Raw genomic sequence first — 12,864 nt, 5'->3', positions numbered from 1 at the left:
TTTCGGCCTGATCGTACAGACTCATTCAGGAAGTACGTTCCACCCAATTCTGAATCGCCGACATGATGGCATCATCGTTCGCGCCAGCGGCGAGCAGGACGGTCTGAAATCCCCTGCTTTCAGCATGCCTGAGCATTCGCTCGCTGATCACCAGGAGTGGCGTATGCTGTAACAGGGGCCAGCCTGAATCTCCCACCAGCGCGATCAGATTTTCCATGACTTCGATACTGGTGACAGTCACCAGATCGACCTGCTCCTGCCATTGCGCCAATAGCGGGTAAGGGTCGACTGCCGGTCTGACGCGCCGATAGACTTCAGCATAACCTACTTCAGCACCTCTCGCCTGAAGGCCCTCGCCCAATAGAGCCCGACCCCCTTCGCCACGAACGACCAGCACCTTTTGACCGGTCATCTCCTGCAACGGGGCCAGCATCAGCAGTCCCTCGCTGTCATATCGATCCGCGGGCAACAGATCGATACTATACCCGGACTGACGCAATGCTGCCGCTGTCGCCTCTCCGACCGCCCCCAGGGTAGCCTGAAGCCGATTGCCCGCTAACAATTTCAAGGCATGGAAGACGGCATTGGGACTGACAAAGATGATCATGTCCCAGCTCCGCTGCAACAGGTCACGCACCGGACCGGGTTGTTCGCAGGCAAGGATTTCCAGTGCCGGAAAGCGAATCGCCCTCCCCTGGCTGGTCTGAATCCGCTCTACCAGGTCATCCGCCTGATGAGCAGCCCGCGTAACCAGGATACCTCTGCCTTTCAAGTCAAGATCCGACATGCTTCTCCAATCGGGAAAAGGGACATCGCCGCCAACCTTCAGTGGGTATCATAGAGGGCCTTCAGAATCTCATCAGCCCCCCACTCCAGCAGCCGATCCGCCAACCCTTCGCCCATTGCACGGGCCTCCTGGGTTTTACCCTCGACCTCGCCGCGGATGATGCGGCTGCCATCAGGCTCACCCACCAGGCCCCGCAACCAGAGATTACCCGATTCCAGCATGGCATAACCGGCGATGGGAACCTGGCAACCCCCGTTCAGACGCTGATTCATGGCCCGCTCGGCCCCCACGCAATAGGCGGTTTCCACATGGTGCAGTGGTGTGATCAGGTCATTCACCCGCGGATCGTCCACCCGGCATTCGATACCCACCGCACCCTGTCCGATGGCGGGCAGACTCTGTTCGGGACCGATCAGGGCGGTTATTCGATCCTCGAAACCCAGTCGTTTCAAACCGGCGGCAGCCAGAATGATGGCATCATATTCTCCATCATCAAGTTTACGCAGACGGGTGTTCACATTGCCGCGCAGGGATTTGATCACCAGATCAGGTCTTACTTCAGCCAGCTGGCATTGACGCCGCAGACTGGAGGTACCGACACAAGCCCTCTGTGGCAATTGGTCGATGCTTTGATAGCGATTGGAAACAAAGGCATCCCGTGGATCTTCCCGCTGCATGATCACCGGCAGATGCAACCCCGATGGCAGCTCTACCGGCACATCCTTCATCGAATGCACCGCGATATCCGCCTCGCCACTGATCAGACCCTGCTCCAGCTCCTTGATGAATAATCCTTTGCCCCCGATCTTGGCCAGTGGGGTATCAAGGATCTTGTCACCCTGGGTGGTCATTCCCATCAGCTCTACCCGAATATCCGGGTGGACCCTTTTCAATTCAGCGGCGACATGTTCGGCCTGCCACATGGCCAAAGGTGATTTACGGGTGGCGATGGTTATCGTCTGGGACATGGATGGGGGGCCTCAAAATTCAGAGCGGGTACAACGGAGCGCCTGTCGGCTGATTATCATTCTCACTAGTCGGCTGCCTATGCTAAAGCCTGCAAGAGATCCACGCAATCAACCATCAGCTGGCCGCTGGCAATCATGGCTCCCCGTTCGCATAGTAATGCAGCAATGCTTCAACACCCTTGGTGCCGTGTCTGCGCATAAGCAGGGATAACTGATCCGCCATCTCATCATCCCCCTGATTGACCCCCACCAGATAGTCCCATAAGGTCCAGCGCAGATAGTCCATCCAGCCTCCATGCAAATGTGGCACACCCGCTTCAGACGGCGTCTCGGGGTCGCCATGACAATCTCGACAATAGCGACGATGCAATACGCGCCCGCGATCGACAAGGCGCCAGTCCGTGGTCTGCCTGGGAATGGTAAAGGACTGCTGACTGAAGTAGTCGGCCATAACTATGAAGTCACCTTCGTCATAGCCCTGGACCAGGCGTCCCATCACCGTGCCGAAACGGCCGCCATGACTGAAGGATCGCAACACCTTGAGCAGATAATCTCTCGGCAGGCCAGCCAGGGAAGGTATCGCCGGGGAGCGGCTCTGGCCTTGCGGACCGTGACATGGGAAACAGGACTGCACAATCAATGGGAAGGCTTGCGGCCGCTCTGTTTGTCCGTCTGCACCCTCGCTGGCCAGGCTACCCGTTGGATACTGCTGCAACAAAACCCAGACCAATAGTAATAGGTGCCACTTCCACAGCTTGCCTGATCTCATTATGTCGCGCAGGATACGAGCCCCGGTCACCCCTCCCCCCGCAATACACGCCTCACTTCAGGCAGATGTCGCCGACTGACTTCCAGTGTCTCGTCACAACCGCGCAGGATCACTCGCGGAATACCGTCGCTTCCCTTTTCAAGTCCCACCAGATGGCGTCTCACCACCAAGGCATTACGGTGGATGCGCAACAACCAGTCGCCATAGCGCTCCTGCAATCCTTTCAGGCTCTCCTCGAGCAACAGCTCACCCTCCTCGTGCCGGGCCATGACATATTTCGAGTCTGCACGCAGATAGATCACCTGATCCAAAGGCACCGTCCTCAATCCGCCCCGATAACTGGCGTGCAGTTTCGGGGCCTGCCGTTGCTCGACGTTTGTGGAAGTGAGCTGGCTTCGGGTAACACGCTGGCTGCGTTGCAGTGCGGTCAACAGCCGTTCACGGCGTACCGGTTTCAACAAATAGTCCTGTGCGGATGACTCAAAGGCCTGCAGTGCGTGTTCCTCATAAGCCGTGGTGAAGATAACTGCCGGTGGCCGATCGCTTTCAGCCAGCCGCCGCGCGGCCTCCAATCCATCCATCCCCGGCATGCGTATATCCATCAATACCAGGTCAGCGCCTTGCTCCTTGAACTGCTGTAATGCCTCTTCCCCGTTGGCCGCCTCACCCACCATCTGATAGGGGCTGCCAAGCTCTTCGATCAATGCCGCCAGGCGCTGTCTTGCCAGGGTCTCGTCATCCACTACCAATATCTTCAAAGCTCCATCCTCCATAGGGCCTGTTCACACTCATCCAATAGCCTCTGTCACTCCCACCAGGGATGCGGAATCGCCAGTCTGACCTGATGCTCTCCATCGATATTCGATTCGGTCAAGCTCGCTTCCAAGTCGTATACACCCGCAAGGCGTGCGCGGATATTCTCCATTGCCAATCGATTACCTTCACGATGACTCCGCTCATCGGCTTCCGGCAGGGTATTGCGGATACTCAAATTTATCCGATTGCGCCGGTAACGGCCCGTAATGGTGATCGTGCCGCCCTTTGCGGCAGGCTCGATACCGTGGTAAACCGCATTCTCCAGCAACGGCTGTATGATCATCGGCGGGATCTTGGCCTGTTCCGGCAGGTCATTGAGATCCCACACCAGCTTCAACCGTTCGCCCAAACGATAGTGTTCGATACTGAGATACTGGCGGGCCAGATCCAGCTCTTTACCCAGACTGGAGAGCTGGCTGGCATCACCGAGAGAAACCCTGAACAGATCGGCAAGATCCTCCACCACCTCCTCGGCCATCGCAGGGTCACTCCGGGTGAGGCTGGCAATGGTGTTCATGCTGTTGAAGAGGAAGTGGGGGCGAATGCGGGAGTAGAGGGCCTGCAACCGGGCGCTGTTCTCAGCCTCCTCCTGTCGCCGCCACAGATATTGCAGATAGAGGTAGTGGAGTACCAAAACACCTACGATGGCACTGATACCCAGGGTACGCCAAATCAAGTCGGCGTGATTATGGGGCAACATCGCCAGCTGCATGCTGCTGTTCATCCAGACAATCAGGTGAGACACAAGCCACGCCATTCCAAGCAGGATGAGGAACACACTCATGCCTGCCCACCAATTCCCCAGTCTGTTGAGATGCGGACGCAGCAGACAGATCAGTACCGCCGTGCTCAGCCCGACCCACTGCACCAGTAACGAAATCAGACTCAGGACCGAAAAAAAGCCACTCAATCGCTCGGTCACTGCCAGGGACAACAGGATGGCAAGCAGTTCACCGATCACGACCACAGCGAACACGGCCCGCATGGCACACAGATTGGGGATAAAGATCACCCTGCCATCAGAATCTGATGGTCGTTTCCTATCAGGTTGTGTCTCACTCTGCTGCATTCATCCTCTGCCTGCTATAATCCGGCCTGCTTACAAATTCAGGACAATCCTACATGAGCGACAGTCACGCGCCTACGAAACCCTGGTCAGGCCGCTTCAATGAACCGACCGATGCCTTTGTCGAGGCATTCACCGCATCTGTCGGCTTTGACCGGCGACTCTACCAATATGACATTCAAGGCTCCATCGCCCACGCCACCATGCTGGCCCGTCAGGGCATTCTGAGCGATAGCGAACGCGATGCCATCGTGCACGGCCTGAAGCAGATCCGCAAACGCATTGAACAAGGAGATTTCACCTGGTCCGTCTCCCTGGAAGATGTACATATGAATGTCGAATCCGCCCTCACAGAGGCTATCGGCGATGCCGGTAAAAAACTTCACACCGGCCGCTCTCGCAATGATCAGGTTGCCACCGATATCCGACTCTGGCTGCGAGACGAAATCGAACAGATCAGAGACGCCATTCTCCGTTTGCAAACCGCCTTGCTGGATAAGGCCGAACTGGAGGCTGATACCATATTACCAGGCTTTACCCACCTGCAAACGGCGCAACCGTTATCCTTCGGTCACCATATGATGGCCTGGTTCGAGATGCTGGAGCGCGACCGGGAGCGCCTGGCCGACTGTAACAGGCGGCTCAATGTGATGCCTCTGGGTGCCGCCGCGCTGGCCGGTACCACCTACCCGATCGACCGCCACATGACCGCCGAACTGCTGGGCTTCTCGAGACCGGCGGAAAACTCTCTGGACGCCGTCTCGGACCGGGATTTCGCCATCGAATTCAGCGCCGCAGCGAGTATATTGATGATGCATCTGTCGAGATTCTCCGAGGAGCTGATCATCTGGTCCTCCGCACAATTTGGTTTTATCGAACTCTCCGACAGTTTCTGCACCGGCTCGTCGATCATGCCGCAGAAGAAGAATCCGGATGTCCCTGAGCTGATTCGGGGCAAGAGCGGCCGCATTTTCGGTCATCTGATCGCATTGCTGACCCTGATGAAGAGCCAGCCCCTGGCCTATAACAAGGACAATCAGGAAGACAAGGAACCCTTGTTCGACAGCGTGGACAATGTGAAGGGATCATTGAAGGTTTTTGCCGATATGGTCCCCGCCATCAACTGCCGCAAGGAGGCCATGCGACAGGCGACCATGCAGGGATTCGCCACCGCCACCGACCTGGCCGACTATCTGGTGCGCAAGGGTATCCCCTTTCGCGACGCCCATGAGGTGGTAGGCAGGGCGGTTGCATTCGGTGTTGCCGAAGGGCGCGATCTCTCGCAGATGAAACTGCAGGAGCTGCAGCGTTTCTCAAGTGAGATCGAGGCGGATGTATTCGATATCCTCACCCTCGAAGGTTCACTCGCCGCGCGAGACCATATCGGCGGTACCGCCCCCAATCAGGTACGCCGTGCGATTGCCCGCGCCAGAGAACGTCTTGCATCCTGAAATCGGCATGATCCGACTGCACCATGTCAGCCTGCTCGTCGCCGATACCCGGCGCTCGTTGTTGTTTTACCGGGACCTGTTGGGCTTGGAGGTCGATCCGGCCCGTCCCGATCTGGGTTTCCCCGGGGCCTGGCTGAAGGTGGGTGACCTGCAGATCCACCTGCTGGAGCTGGATAATCCCGATGCCCTTGCCGGACGCCCCGAACATGGCGGGCGGGACCGCCATACCGCCTTTGTGGTTGATGATATCAAGGCCATGCGTGAAAAACTTGACCTGGCAGGCGTCGAATATACGTTGAGCCGCTCAGGTCGTGAGGCGCTGTTTTGCCGGGATCCGGATCAAAACACGATCGAATTGATCGCCGGGCAACGACACTCAACAGGCACTTAGGGCCTCAGCACGACTGCCCGCTTAAAACACAGCCGTATACTGTCCGAGCACACCATCACCCATGGAAATACGACGCTCATACCGGATAGAGCATGACTAAAATCAAAAGCGTGGCATAGGTCAGACCCGCTGTCGTCAATCCCGCGATGAGCATCTTTCCAGGATATGCCGCTCTGTCCCAGTTACGGACACAGTAAACGACGCTGAAGAGCGGGATGAACAAAACACTCACCCCCCACCAGATACTCTGTCCGAAGGCATAGACAATGGCGAACAGATTGCCGACGAACAGCAATGTACCTGCCAGGCTCACCAAGAGTATGACCAACATCATCATGTATTCATGATGACTTAGCCATGTGAGCAATCCGTGAATTCCCAGCATCGCTGCTCCGCCTGTGAGAGAGTTTCTGTTGAACGATCGAAAAGAGCCTGTCATTGTCGCACATCTTCCACAGACGCACGTCTCAATTATCGTACTCCCGGTGCCGCAAGCAGGGTGATAACCTATGCGGGGGATTATGCCCCATCGGATTGTCGAACTTGAACCCGTGACTGGGAACACAATCATGGAACCGGCCACCTATCTGCAGCATAAGATCAAAAACACACTGCAATCCCTGTTACTGATCATCAGTCTGGGTGGTCTTTGCGCCTGGCTCGCCTGGTTTCTCGGTGGTCTTCCGATGGCCGTCGCAACAGCCTTGGTGATCCTGATTTCGTATCAGATCAATCCGGTTGCCAGCCCTGAGTGGGCAATGCGTCTCTTTCGCGCCCGCCGGCTCTCCCCCAATGAGGCCCCGGATCTCTACCGTCTCATGGCACAGCTGACCCGGCGTGCCGGGCTGGAACAGATTCCGCAACTCTATTATCTTCCGTCCGATGTCATGAACGCATTCACCACAGGCGATCGCCGCAACGCCGCCATCGCCATTTCGGATGGCTTGCTGCGTCGCATGGCATGGCGGGAGATGGCGGGTGTGCTGGCGCATGAGTTGATGCATGTGGTGAACCAGGATACCCGACTGATGGCATTTGCCGATCTCACCAGTCGTGTCACCGGTTTTCTCTCCATGATCGGGCAACTGTTGCTGCTGGTCAATCTGCCGTTGATGCTGTTCGGCCAGACCACCCTGCCCTGGATCCCCATCCTGTTGCTGCTGGTTGCCCCCACATTGAGTGCCCTGGCGCAACTCGCCCTGTCACGCAGCCGTGAATACGAGGCCGACCTGGGCGCGGCAAAGCTGACCGGAGATCCCCTGGGGCTGGCCTCCGCCCTGAACAAGCTCGAGCCCCCCCGGCACCGCCTGCTGGAGCGCCTGCTCCATCCCGGCCCGCGTATTCCCGATCCATCGCTCCTGCGTACCCACCCACCGACCGACGATCGGGTAGCGCGATTGATGGCACTTACCCATCTGGGCAGCACGACTTCAGATGAGGTTTTATCAGCCAGCGATATACGGAATCTGCTCGCCCACAACCCCTACCGCCCACGCTGGCACCGCAACGGCATGTGGTATTAAATATCCGTACACTCATTTCAAAGATAACTGACAATGCCTAAAGATAGCCTGGATGATCTGAATAGCCGCTTAAAGGCCTTTGCCCAAACCCGTAACTGGGAGCAGTTCCACAATCCGAAGAATCTCACCATGGCGATGATCGCCGAGTGCGCGGAGTTGGTGGAGCATTTCCAATGGCTGACACCGGAACAGAGCATGAATCTGACTCAGGAAAAGCACGATGAAGTCACGCTGGAAATGGCGGATATCCTGATCTACCTGATCCGCTGCGCCGAACGTCTCGATATCGACCTGATCGGAGCCGTCGAACGTAAAATCGCCATAAACGAGGCACGTTATCCGGTGGAAAAGGTCTTCGGTGATGCACGGCGCGCCTCGGAATACGAAGATTAGGGGCACCGGCCTAACCAGTCAACGCAACCCCTTTCCCCAATCTTTACAGGGTGGAGTCTTCTCTGGACAGACGCTATCTTTGTGAAAAACCATTACGACGACTCAGTAATTGACCGGGGAATGAGATGAAGAAGTATCAATGTATAGTTTGCGGATTTATCTATGATGAGGCAGAAGGCCTTCCCGAGGAGGGCATTGCCGCCGGCACCCGATGGACGGATATCCCGGAAGACTGGGAGTGTCCGGAATGCGGTGTCAGCAAGTCTGATTTCGAAATGGTGGAATTGGTCGCCTAGTCAAAGTCCGATCCAGCATACTTGATGTCGCGGCAACTGCCGTAAGCGAACCGGCTCAGCCGGTGTGAAACCATAATAAAAACCATGGATAGAGTACTGATACTGGGTTCAGGCCTTGCCGGATATACCCTGGCGCGGGAGATCAGGGTACATGACCAGGGGCTTGCATTGCATATGATCACCGCCGACGCGGGTGATTTCTACGCAAAACCGATGCTCTCGACCGGCCTGCAAAACGGCAAGCAGGCCGAGGCGCTCGTCAATGCCAGCGCACGGGAGATGGCCGATACCAATGGCCTGAGCATCGAGACAGATTGCCGTGTCACTCGGATAGACCGCCAAGCAAAGCGAGTAATCACCGCTGCCGGCGAGCGGCAATACGACAAACTGATACTGGCATTGGGCACACATCCCATCATCCCCGCGATGCGCGGCGACGCCATCGAACAACGCATAACCATCAACAGCCTGTATGACTATGCCGGATTCCGCCGGCGACTCCCCGCTCCACCCGCCCATATCGCTGTCATCGGCCCTGGCTTGATCGGATGTGAATTCGCCAACGATCTTCTGCTCTCCGGCTACCGGGTCACCCTGATCGGCCCGGACCCCTATCCGATCAGCGGCCTTCTGCCTGAGCTTACCGCAAAGGCGTTGCAACACAGCATGCAGCAAGCCGGGGCTGAGTGGCGCCTGCAACAGACCGCCAGCATCATGGAACAGGATGGCACGGGATATCGCCTGATCCTGACCGATGCCACGAGTGTCGCCTGTGACCTGGTTCTGTCCGCGGTCGGCCTCTATCCGGACACAGGGCTGGCGGAAGCCTGCGGACTGCAAGTCGCCCGAGGCGTGGTCACCAACCGCATGCTGCAGACCAACGATGAGAAGATCTACGCCTTGGGTGATTGTGCCGAGGTCTGCGGTTATAACCTGCCTTATGTGATGCCGATCATGCACGGAGCCCGGGCTCTGGCCAAAACACTTACCGGAGATCCGACCGAGGTGGTCTATCCCGCCATGCCGGTCATAATCAAGACCCCACTCCACCCGATTGCCGTCGCACCACCCGATCGCAAGGCGCAGGGTAGCTGGCTCTGCGATGAGGATAGGGAGGGCACCCGCTGCCTCTACCGTGATCAATCCGGAAATCTGTTGGGTTTCGCCATCAGCGGTGGATTTATGGCCGAAAGACAGGCCCTGACAAAAGCGCTTCCACCTATCATGGCAGCCAGGGCGTAGCTGGCACAATCCCACCCCTATGTACCCCGCATGAGGTACTTCACCACCCTTTCACATGTCTGGTGACCGCCTCTGTTCCACCAGGCATGCACAACAACACCATATTTTTGTAAATTTTAGCGCCTGGACTACATTCTTCGGCCCGTCTGCCGATAGAGAAGGCTGAACATAATTATTAATCGTCCGCCGACGGACTGAAATTCAAGAAAGATTCGAGGAATGACTTAATGGATATCGTGCCCTATCTCAAGCTGATGGTGCAAAAAAACGGCTCAGATCTCTTTTTCAGCACCGGTGCCGCCCCCCACCTGAAAACCGAAGGTGAAACACGTCCGATAGGGTCTTCCCCAATGCAGAGCGGGCAGGTCAGGAAACTCGCTTACGGCATCATGAACGACGACCAGATCAAGGAATACGAAGCTACTTTCGAGTGCAATCTGGCGATTTCCGTCAACAACCTGGGGCGCTTCCGCGTCAATGTCTATAAGCAACGGGGCGATGCGGCAATGGTCATCCGCTATATCAAGGGCGTGATACCCCCCGTCGAGAAACTCAACCTGCCGATTATCCTGAAAGACCTGATCATGGAACCCCGTGGCCTGATACTGGTCGTCGGCGCAACCGGTTCAGGCAAATCGACCACCCTGGCATCGATGATCGAGCACCGCAACCAGACTTCAACCGGGCATATATTGACCATTGAGGATCCCATCGAGTATCTCTATACCCACAAAAAGTCGGTGGTCGATCAACGCGAGGTCGGGCTCGACACGCTCTCCTACGAAAACGCCCTTAAGAATGCCATGCGTGAGGCCCCCGATGTGATTCAGATCGGTGAGATCCGAGAAATGAGCACCATGCAGCACGCCATCGCCTATGCGGAAACAGGCCACCTTGCACTCTCGACGCTGCACGCCAACAACTCAAACCAGGCACTCGATCGCATCATCAACTTCTTTCCAGACAGCGCCCATCACCAGCTGTTTATGGACCTCTCTCTCAATCTTCGGGCAGTCATATCCCAACGCCTGGTCAAGGGTATCAACGGTCAACGCATCCCCGCGGTCGAGATCATGCTGTTATCGACCTACATCTCCGAACTGATTCAGAAAGGGGATATTCACACCATCAAAGAGGTCATGGAACAAGGCACCGAACGCGGCATGCAGACCTTCGATCAATCCCTCTACAAGCTCTACAAAGAGGGTAAGATCTCTATGGAAGAGGCACTCTCCCATGCGGATTCACGCAACAATCTGTCGTTGAAGATACGCCTCTCCGACACCGAGGGCGTGGAAGCCCCGGGCGGCCTGGGTGTGGCAGAGGATCATTTCTGATCCTTGCCTGCATAGAGCCAGCCTGAGAAAAGCCGGGTCAAGAGCGGCATCACAGCATAGGTCAGGCAGACAACGACCAGTGCGGTCAGGACGATTGTCTGCAGCAGCTTGGGCCAGGCTGACATCAACGGACCGAGCAGGCTGCTCAGCAGGGTCACCAGGCTGAACACACCCATCCACACCACCAGGGCCATTTTGTATTTGGGCGGATGTACATTTATCGCGCAGTCCGGCAGGGTGAACCAGGCTTCAAGCCCGGAAATGGTTTCAACCTGCCTGGGCTCGCTGACCTGTTCCGCTATGGCGCGCCACTCGGCACGTTCAGCGGAGCCCTCCCAACGCTCAAGATTGCTGCGACGATCGAACTTGAAGATGATGCGGTAATTCCCGCCCGGTTTTGAAGGACGAAAGATATTCGTGCCCATGTGTCCCTGGTGCTGCAAGGCCGCCTGGGTAATACCGGCAAGATAGTCCTCGAACGCCTGCTCCTTGCCCGGCCTGGGTCGCCGTGTGACGAGCACGGTGACGGGTGGATCCACGCTTTTTTCCATCAGAGGCTCCCCCTAATCGAAAACCTGCCAACCCTGGCGTAGCGCATCGCTCACCACGCTGGGCGCGCTATCCAGGAACTCGCTGCGATTGGCCATCCTGGCGAACCAGTCGCCAAGCAGTGGTGTCCGCGGCGGCGGCATGCCATATGCCATGGCGAGACCGAAACGACTTGCCAGAACATAATCGGGTATACCGGCGGCGGGTACGAAATAGTCTGTCTCTGTCAAAGCTCGCTCCAACCTCGGCAAAGCCTGGTGCCAGGCTTCCATAGCACTGGCTATGACCCCCTGATCCCACGCTTTCGGTTCACGCGCCCGACGCTCGAATACCAGCTTGCGCACCGCCTCCCCCACCTGTGCATCGGCATAGTGGGCAACTCCCCGTGCCAAGGCGCGTTCTCTTGCCGAAGCAGGCAGCAGATTACCATATCTGTCATTGAGGTATTCAAGCATGACTGCAGACTCGGTGATGACGATTTCATCTATCATGAGCACCGGCACGGTGTTTCCGGGTGATAATCGCTGCCACTTATGCAGATGCTCAGGGTCGTCATAGCGATAATGCTGATAGTCCAAATTGCAACGCTGCAGTGCCATGCGTACACGCCAGCAGAAGGGGCATTCAGGTTTGTCGTAGAGTCTGACCTCCCTGTTCATATACAGGACAGTCTCCTCTCCCGCAGGTATTCGAGGACAAAATCGATGCGATCCTGCCCCCAGAATATCTCATCTTCACAAATGAATGTGGGTACCCCAATAGCCCCCTTCTCCTCAGCCTCCTCCCAGTTATGGGTCAAAACAGCCTGCCGGACAGGATCCTGAGCCGCTTCGGCCAACGCCTCCCTGTCCAGGCCGATTTCGCTGCCCACATCGAGTATCACATCGAGTACTCCGATATCCTGACCTTCGGCCCACTCCTTACGCATTACCTCGACAATATAAGGGCGCAGCAATCCCTTCTCCTCCGCCAACAGTGATCCCGCACCAGCCAGGGTAGGATCGGTGGTTTTCGGCGGGGGGTTGACGGGGATACCCAGACGTCGCGCAAAGCGCGCCATATCCTGGCGGGCAATGGGAAGCTTCTTGACCGCCACATCCGGTGGTGAACGCCCATCCCAACCACCCAATGGACGCCAGATGAGATTTGTACGGTACTCGTCGAATATCCGCCACATGGTTTTACTTGCCAGATAGCAATAGGGACTGCGGAAATTGAAATAGAGATAGATGTCGGCTGAATCGGGGTTCATGCTGCTCGCTCTCAATCAGCGGTA

The 12,864-nt window shown here is 56.8% G+C and carries 16 protein-coding genes; 7 read left to right on the top strand and 9 right to left on the bottom strand.

Features of this window, described 5'->3' with window-relative positions:
• Positions 1–25: 25 nt before the first annotated feature.
• The 5 genes from CODIS_RS02465 to CODIS_RS02445 form a co-directional block, all read right to left on the bottom strand.
• Positions 26–787 carry a uroporphyrinogen-III synthase gene (locus CODIS_RS02465; RefSeq protein WP_069121133.1) on the bottom strand — a complete coding sequence of 254 codons (762 nt, stop codon included), beginning with the start codon at positions 785–787 and terminating at the stop codon, positions 26–28.
• A gap of 38 nt (positions 788–825) precedes the next feature.
• Entirely contained in the window at positions 826–1,755 is a 930-nt protein-coding gene (gene hemC, locus CODIS_RS02460) for a hydroxymethylbilane synthase (RefSeq protein WP_069121132.1), read from the bottom strand.
• A 133-nt stretch (positions 1,756–1,888) separates the two neighbouring features.
• Positions 1,889–2,524, bottom strand: coding sequence for a c-type cytochrome (locus CODIS_RS02455; protein ID WP_154722981.1), 636 nt, complete (start codon positions 2,522–2,524; stop codon positions 1,889–1,891).
• Positions 2,525–2,550: 26 nt separating this feature from the next.
• A complete protein-coding gene (locus tag CODIS_RS02450; protein ID WP_069121182.1) occupies positions 2,551–3,282 on the bottom strand; it encodes a LytR/AlgR family response regulator transcription factor in 732 nt (243 codons plus the stop codon).
• 47 nt (positions 3,283–3,329) lie between these two features.
• Positions 3,330–4,409 (bottom strand): sensor histidine kinase, encoded by a 1,080-nt coding sequence (locus CODIS_RS02445; protein WP_083220507.1) that lies wholly within the window; start codon positions 4,407–4,409, stop codon positions 3,330–3,332.
• 53 nt (positions 4,410–4,462) lie between these two features.
• Here CODIS_RS02445 and argH point away from each other — a divergent pair, with 53 nt between their 5' ends.
• Positions 4,463–5,857: an argininosuccinate lyase gene (gene argH / locus CODIS_RS02440; protein WP_069121130.1), complete on the top strand. Its 1,395-nt coding sequence runs from the start codon at positions 4,463–4,465 to the stop codon at positions 5,855–5,857.
• Between the two features lie 7 nt (positions 5,858–5,864).
• Positions 5,865–6,248 carry a VOC family protein gene (locus tag CODIS_RS02435; protein WP_069121180.1) on the top strand — a complete coding sequence of 128 codons (384 nt, stop codon included), beginning with the start codon at positions 5,865–5,867 and terminating at the stop codon, positions 6,246–6,248.
• Between the two features lie 76 nt (positions 6,249–6,324).
• Here the strand turns inward: CODIS_RS02435 and CODIS_RS02430 are convergent, their stop codons facing one another.
• Complete coding sequence (locus CODIS_RS02430) at positions 6,325–6,633, bottom strand: hypothetical protein (RefSeq protein WP_069121129.1); 309 nt, start codon at positions 6,631–6,633, stop codon at positions 6,325–6,327.
• A gap of 124 nt (positions 6,634–6,757) precedes the next feature.
• Here CODIS_RS02430 and CODIS_RS02425 point away from each other — a divergent pair, with 124 nt between their 5' ends.
• From CODIS_RS02425 to CODIS_RS02405, 5 genes are all read left to right on the top strand, one after another.
• Entirely contained in the window at positions 6,758–7,771 is a 1,014-nt protein-coding gene (locus CODIS_RS02425; RefSeq protein WP_154722980.1) for a zinc metalloprotease HtpX, read from the top strand.
• Between the two features lie 33 nt (positions 7,772–7,804).
• Positions 7,805–8,164: a nucleotide pyrophosphohydrolase gene (locus tag CODIS_RS02420; protein WP_069121128.1), complete on the top strand. Its 360-nt coding sequence runs from the start codon at positions 7,805–7,807 to the stop codon at positions 8,162–8,164.
• Positions 8,165–8,289: 125 nt separating this feature from the next.
• Complete coding sequence (locus CODIS_RS02415; protein WP_069121127.1) at positions 8,290–8,460, top strand: rubredoxin; 171 nt, start codon at positions 8,290–8,292, stop codon at positions 8,458–8,460.
• Between the two features lie 84 nt (positions 8,461–8,544).
• Positions 8,545–9,702 carry an FAD-dependent oxidoreductase gene (locus tag CODIS_RS02410; RefSeq protein ID WP_069121126.1) on the top strand — a complete coding sequence of 386 codons (1,158 nt, stop codon included), beginning with the start codon at positions 8,545–8,547 and terminating at the stop codon, positions 9,700–9,702.
• Positions 9,703–9,929: 227 nt separating this feature from the next.
• A complete protein-coding gene (locus tag CODIS_RS02405) occupies positions 9,930–11,039 on the top strand; it encodes a PilT/PilU family type 4a pilus ATPase (RefSeq protein ID WP_069121125.1) in 1,110 nt (369 codons plus the stop codon).
• Here CODIS_RS02405 and CODIS_RS02400 read toward each other — a convergent pair.
• Genes CODIS_RS02400 through CODIS_RS02390 form a run of 3 tightly spaced genes read right to left on the bottom strand, consistent with a single transcriptional unit; the run spans position 11,030 to position 12,840 of the window.
• Positions 11,030–11,590, bottom strand: coding sequence for an antibiotic biosynthesis monooxygenase (locus CODIS_RS02400; protein ID WP_069121124.1), 561 nt, complete (start codon positions 11,588–11,590; stop codon positions 11,030–11,032). The genes CODIS_RS02405 and CODIS_RS02400 overlap by 10 nt on opposite strands.
• A 12-nt stretch (positions 11,591–11,602) precedes the next feature.
• Positions 11,603–12,247 (bottom strand): glutathione S-transferase family protein, encoded by a 645-nt coding sequence (locus CODIS_RS02395; protein WP_069121123.1) that lies wholly within the window; start codon positions 12,245–12,247, stop codon positions 11,603–11,605.
• Entirely contained in the window at positions 12,244–12,840 is a 597-nt protein-coding gene (locus tag CODIS_RS02390; protein ID WP_069121122.1) for a 2-hydroxychromene-2-carboxylate isomerase, read from the bottom strand. The genes CODIS_RS02395 and CODIS_RS02390 overlap by 4 nt, the downstream gene beginning before the upstream one ends.
• Between the last annotated feature and the right edge of the window lie 24 nt (positions 12,841–12,864).

This window comes from Candidatus Thiodiazotropha endolucinida (assembly GCF_001715975.1).
GTDB classification, from domain to species: Bacteria; Pseudomonadota; Gammaproteobacteria; order Chromatiales; family Chromatiaceae; genus Thiodiazotropha; species Thiodiazotropha endolucinida.
Note: the sequence above shows the minus strand (reverse complement) of the source record. Positions and strands in the feature narration are given on the sequence as shown.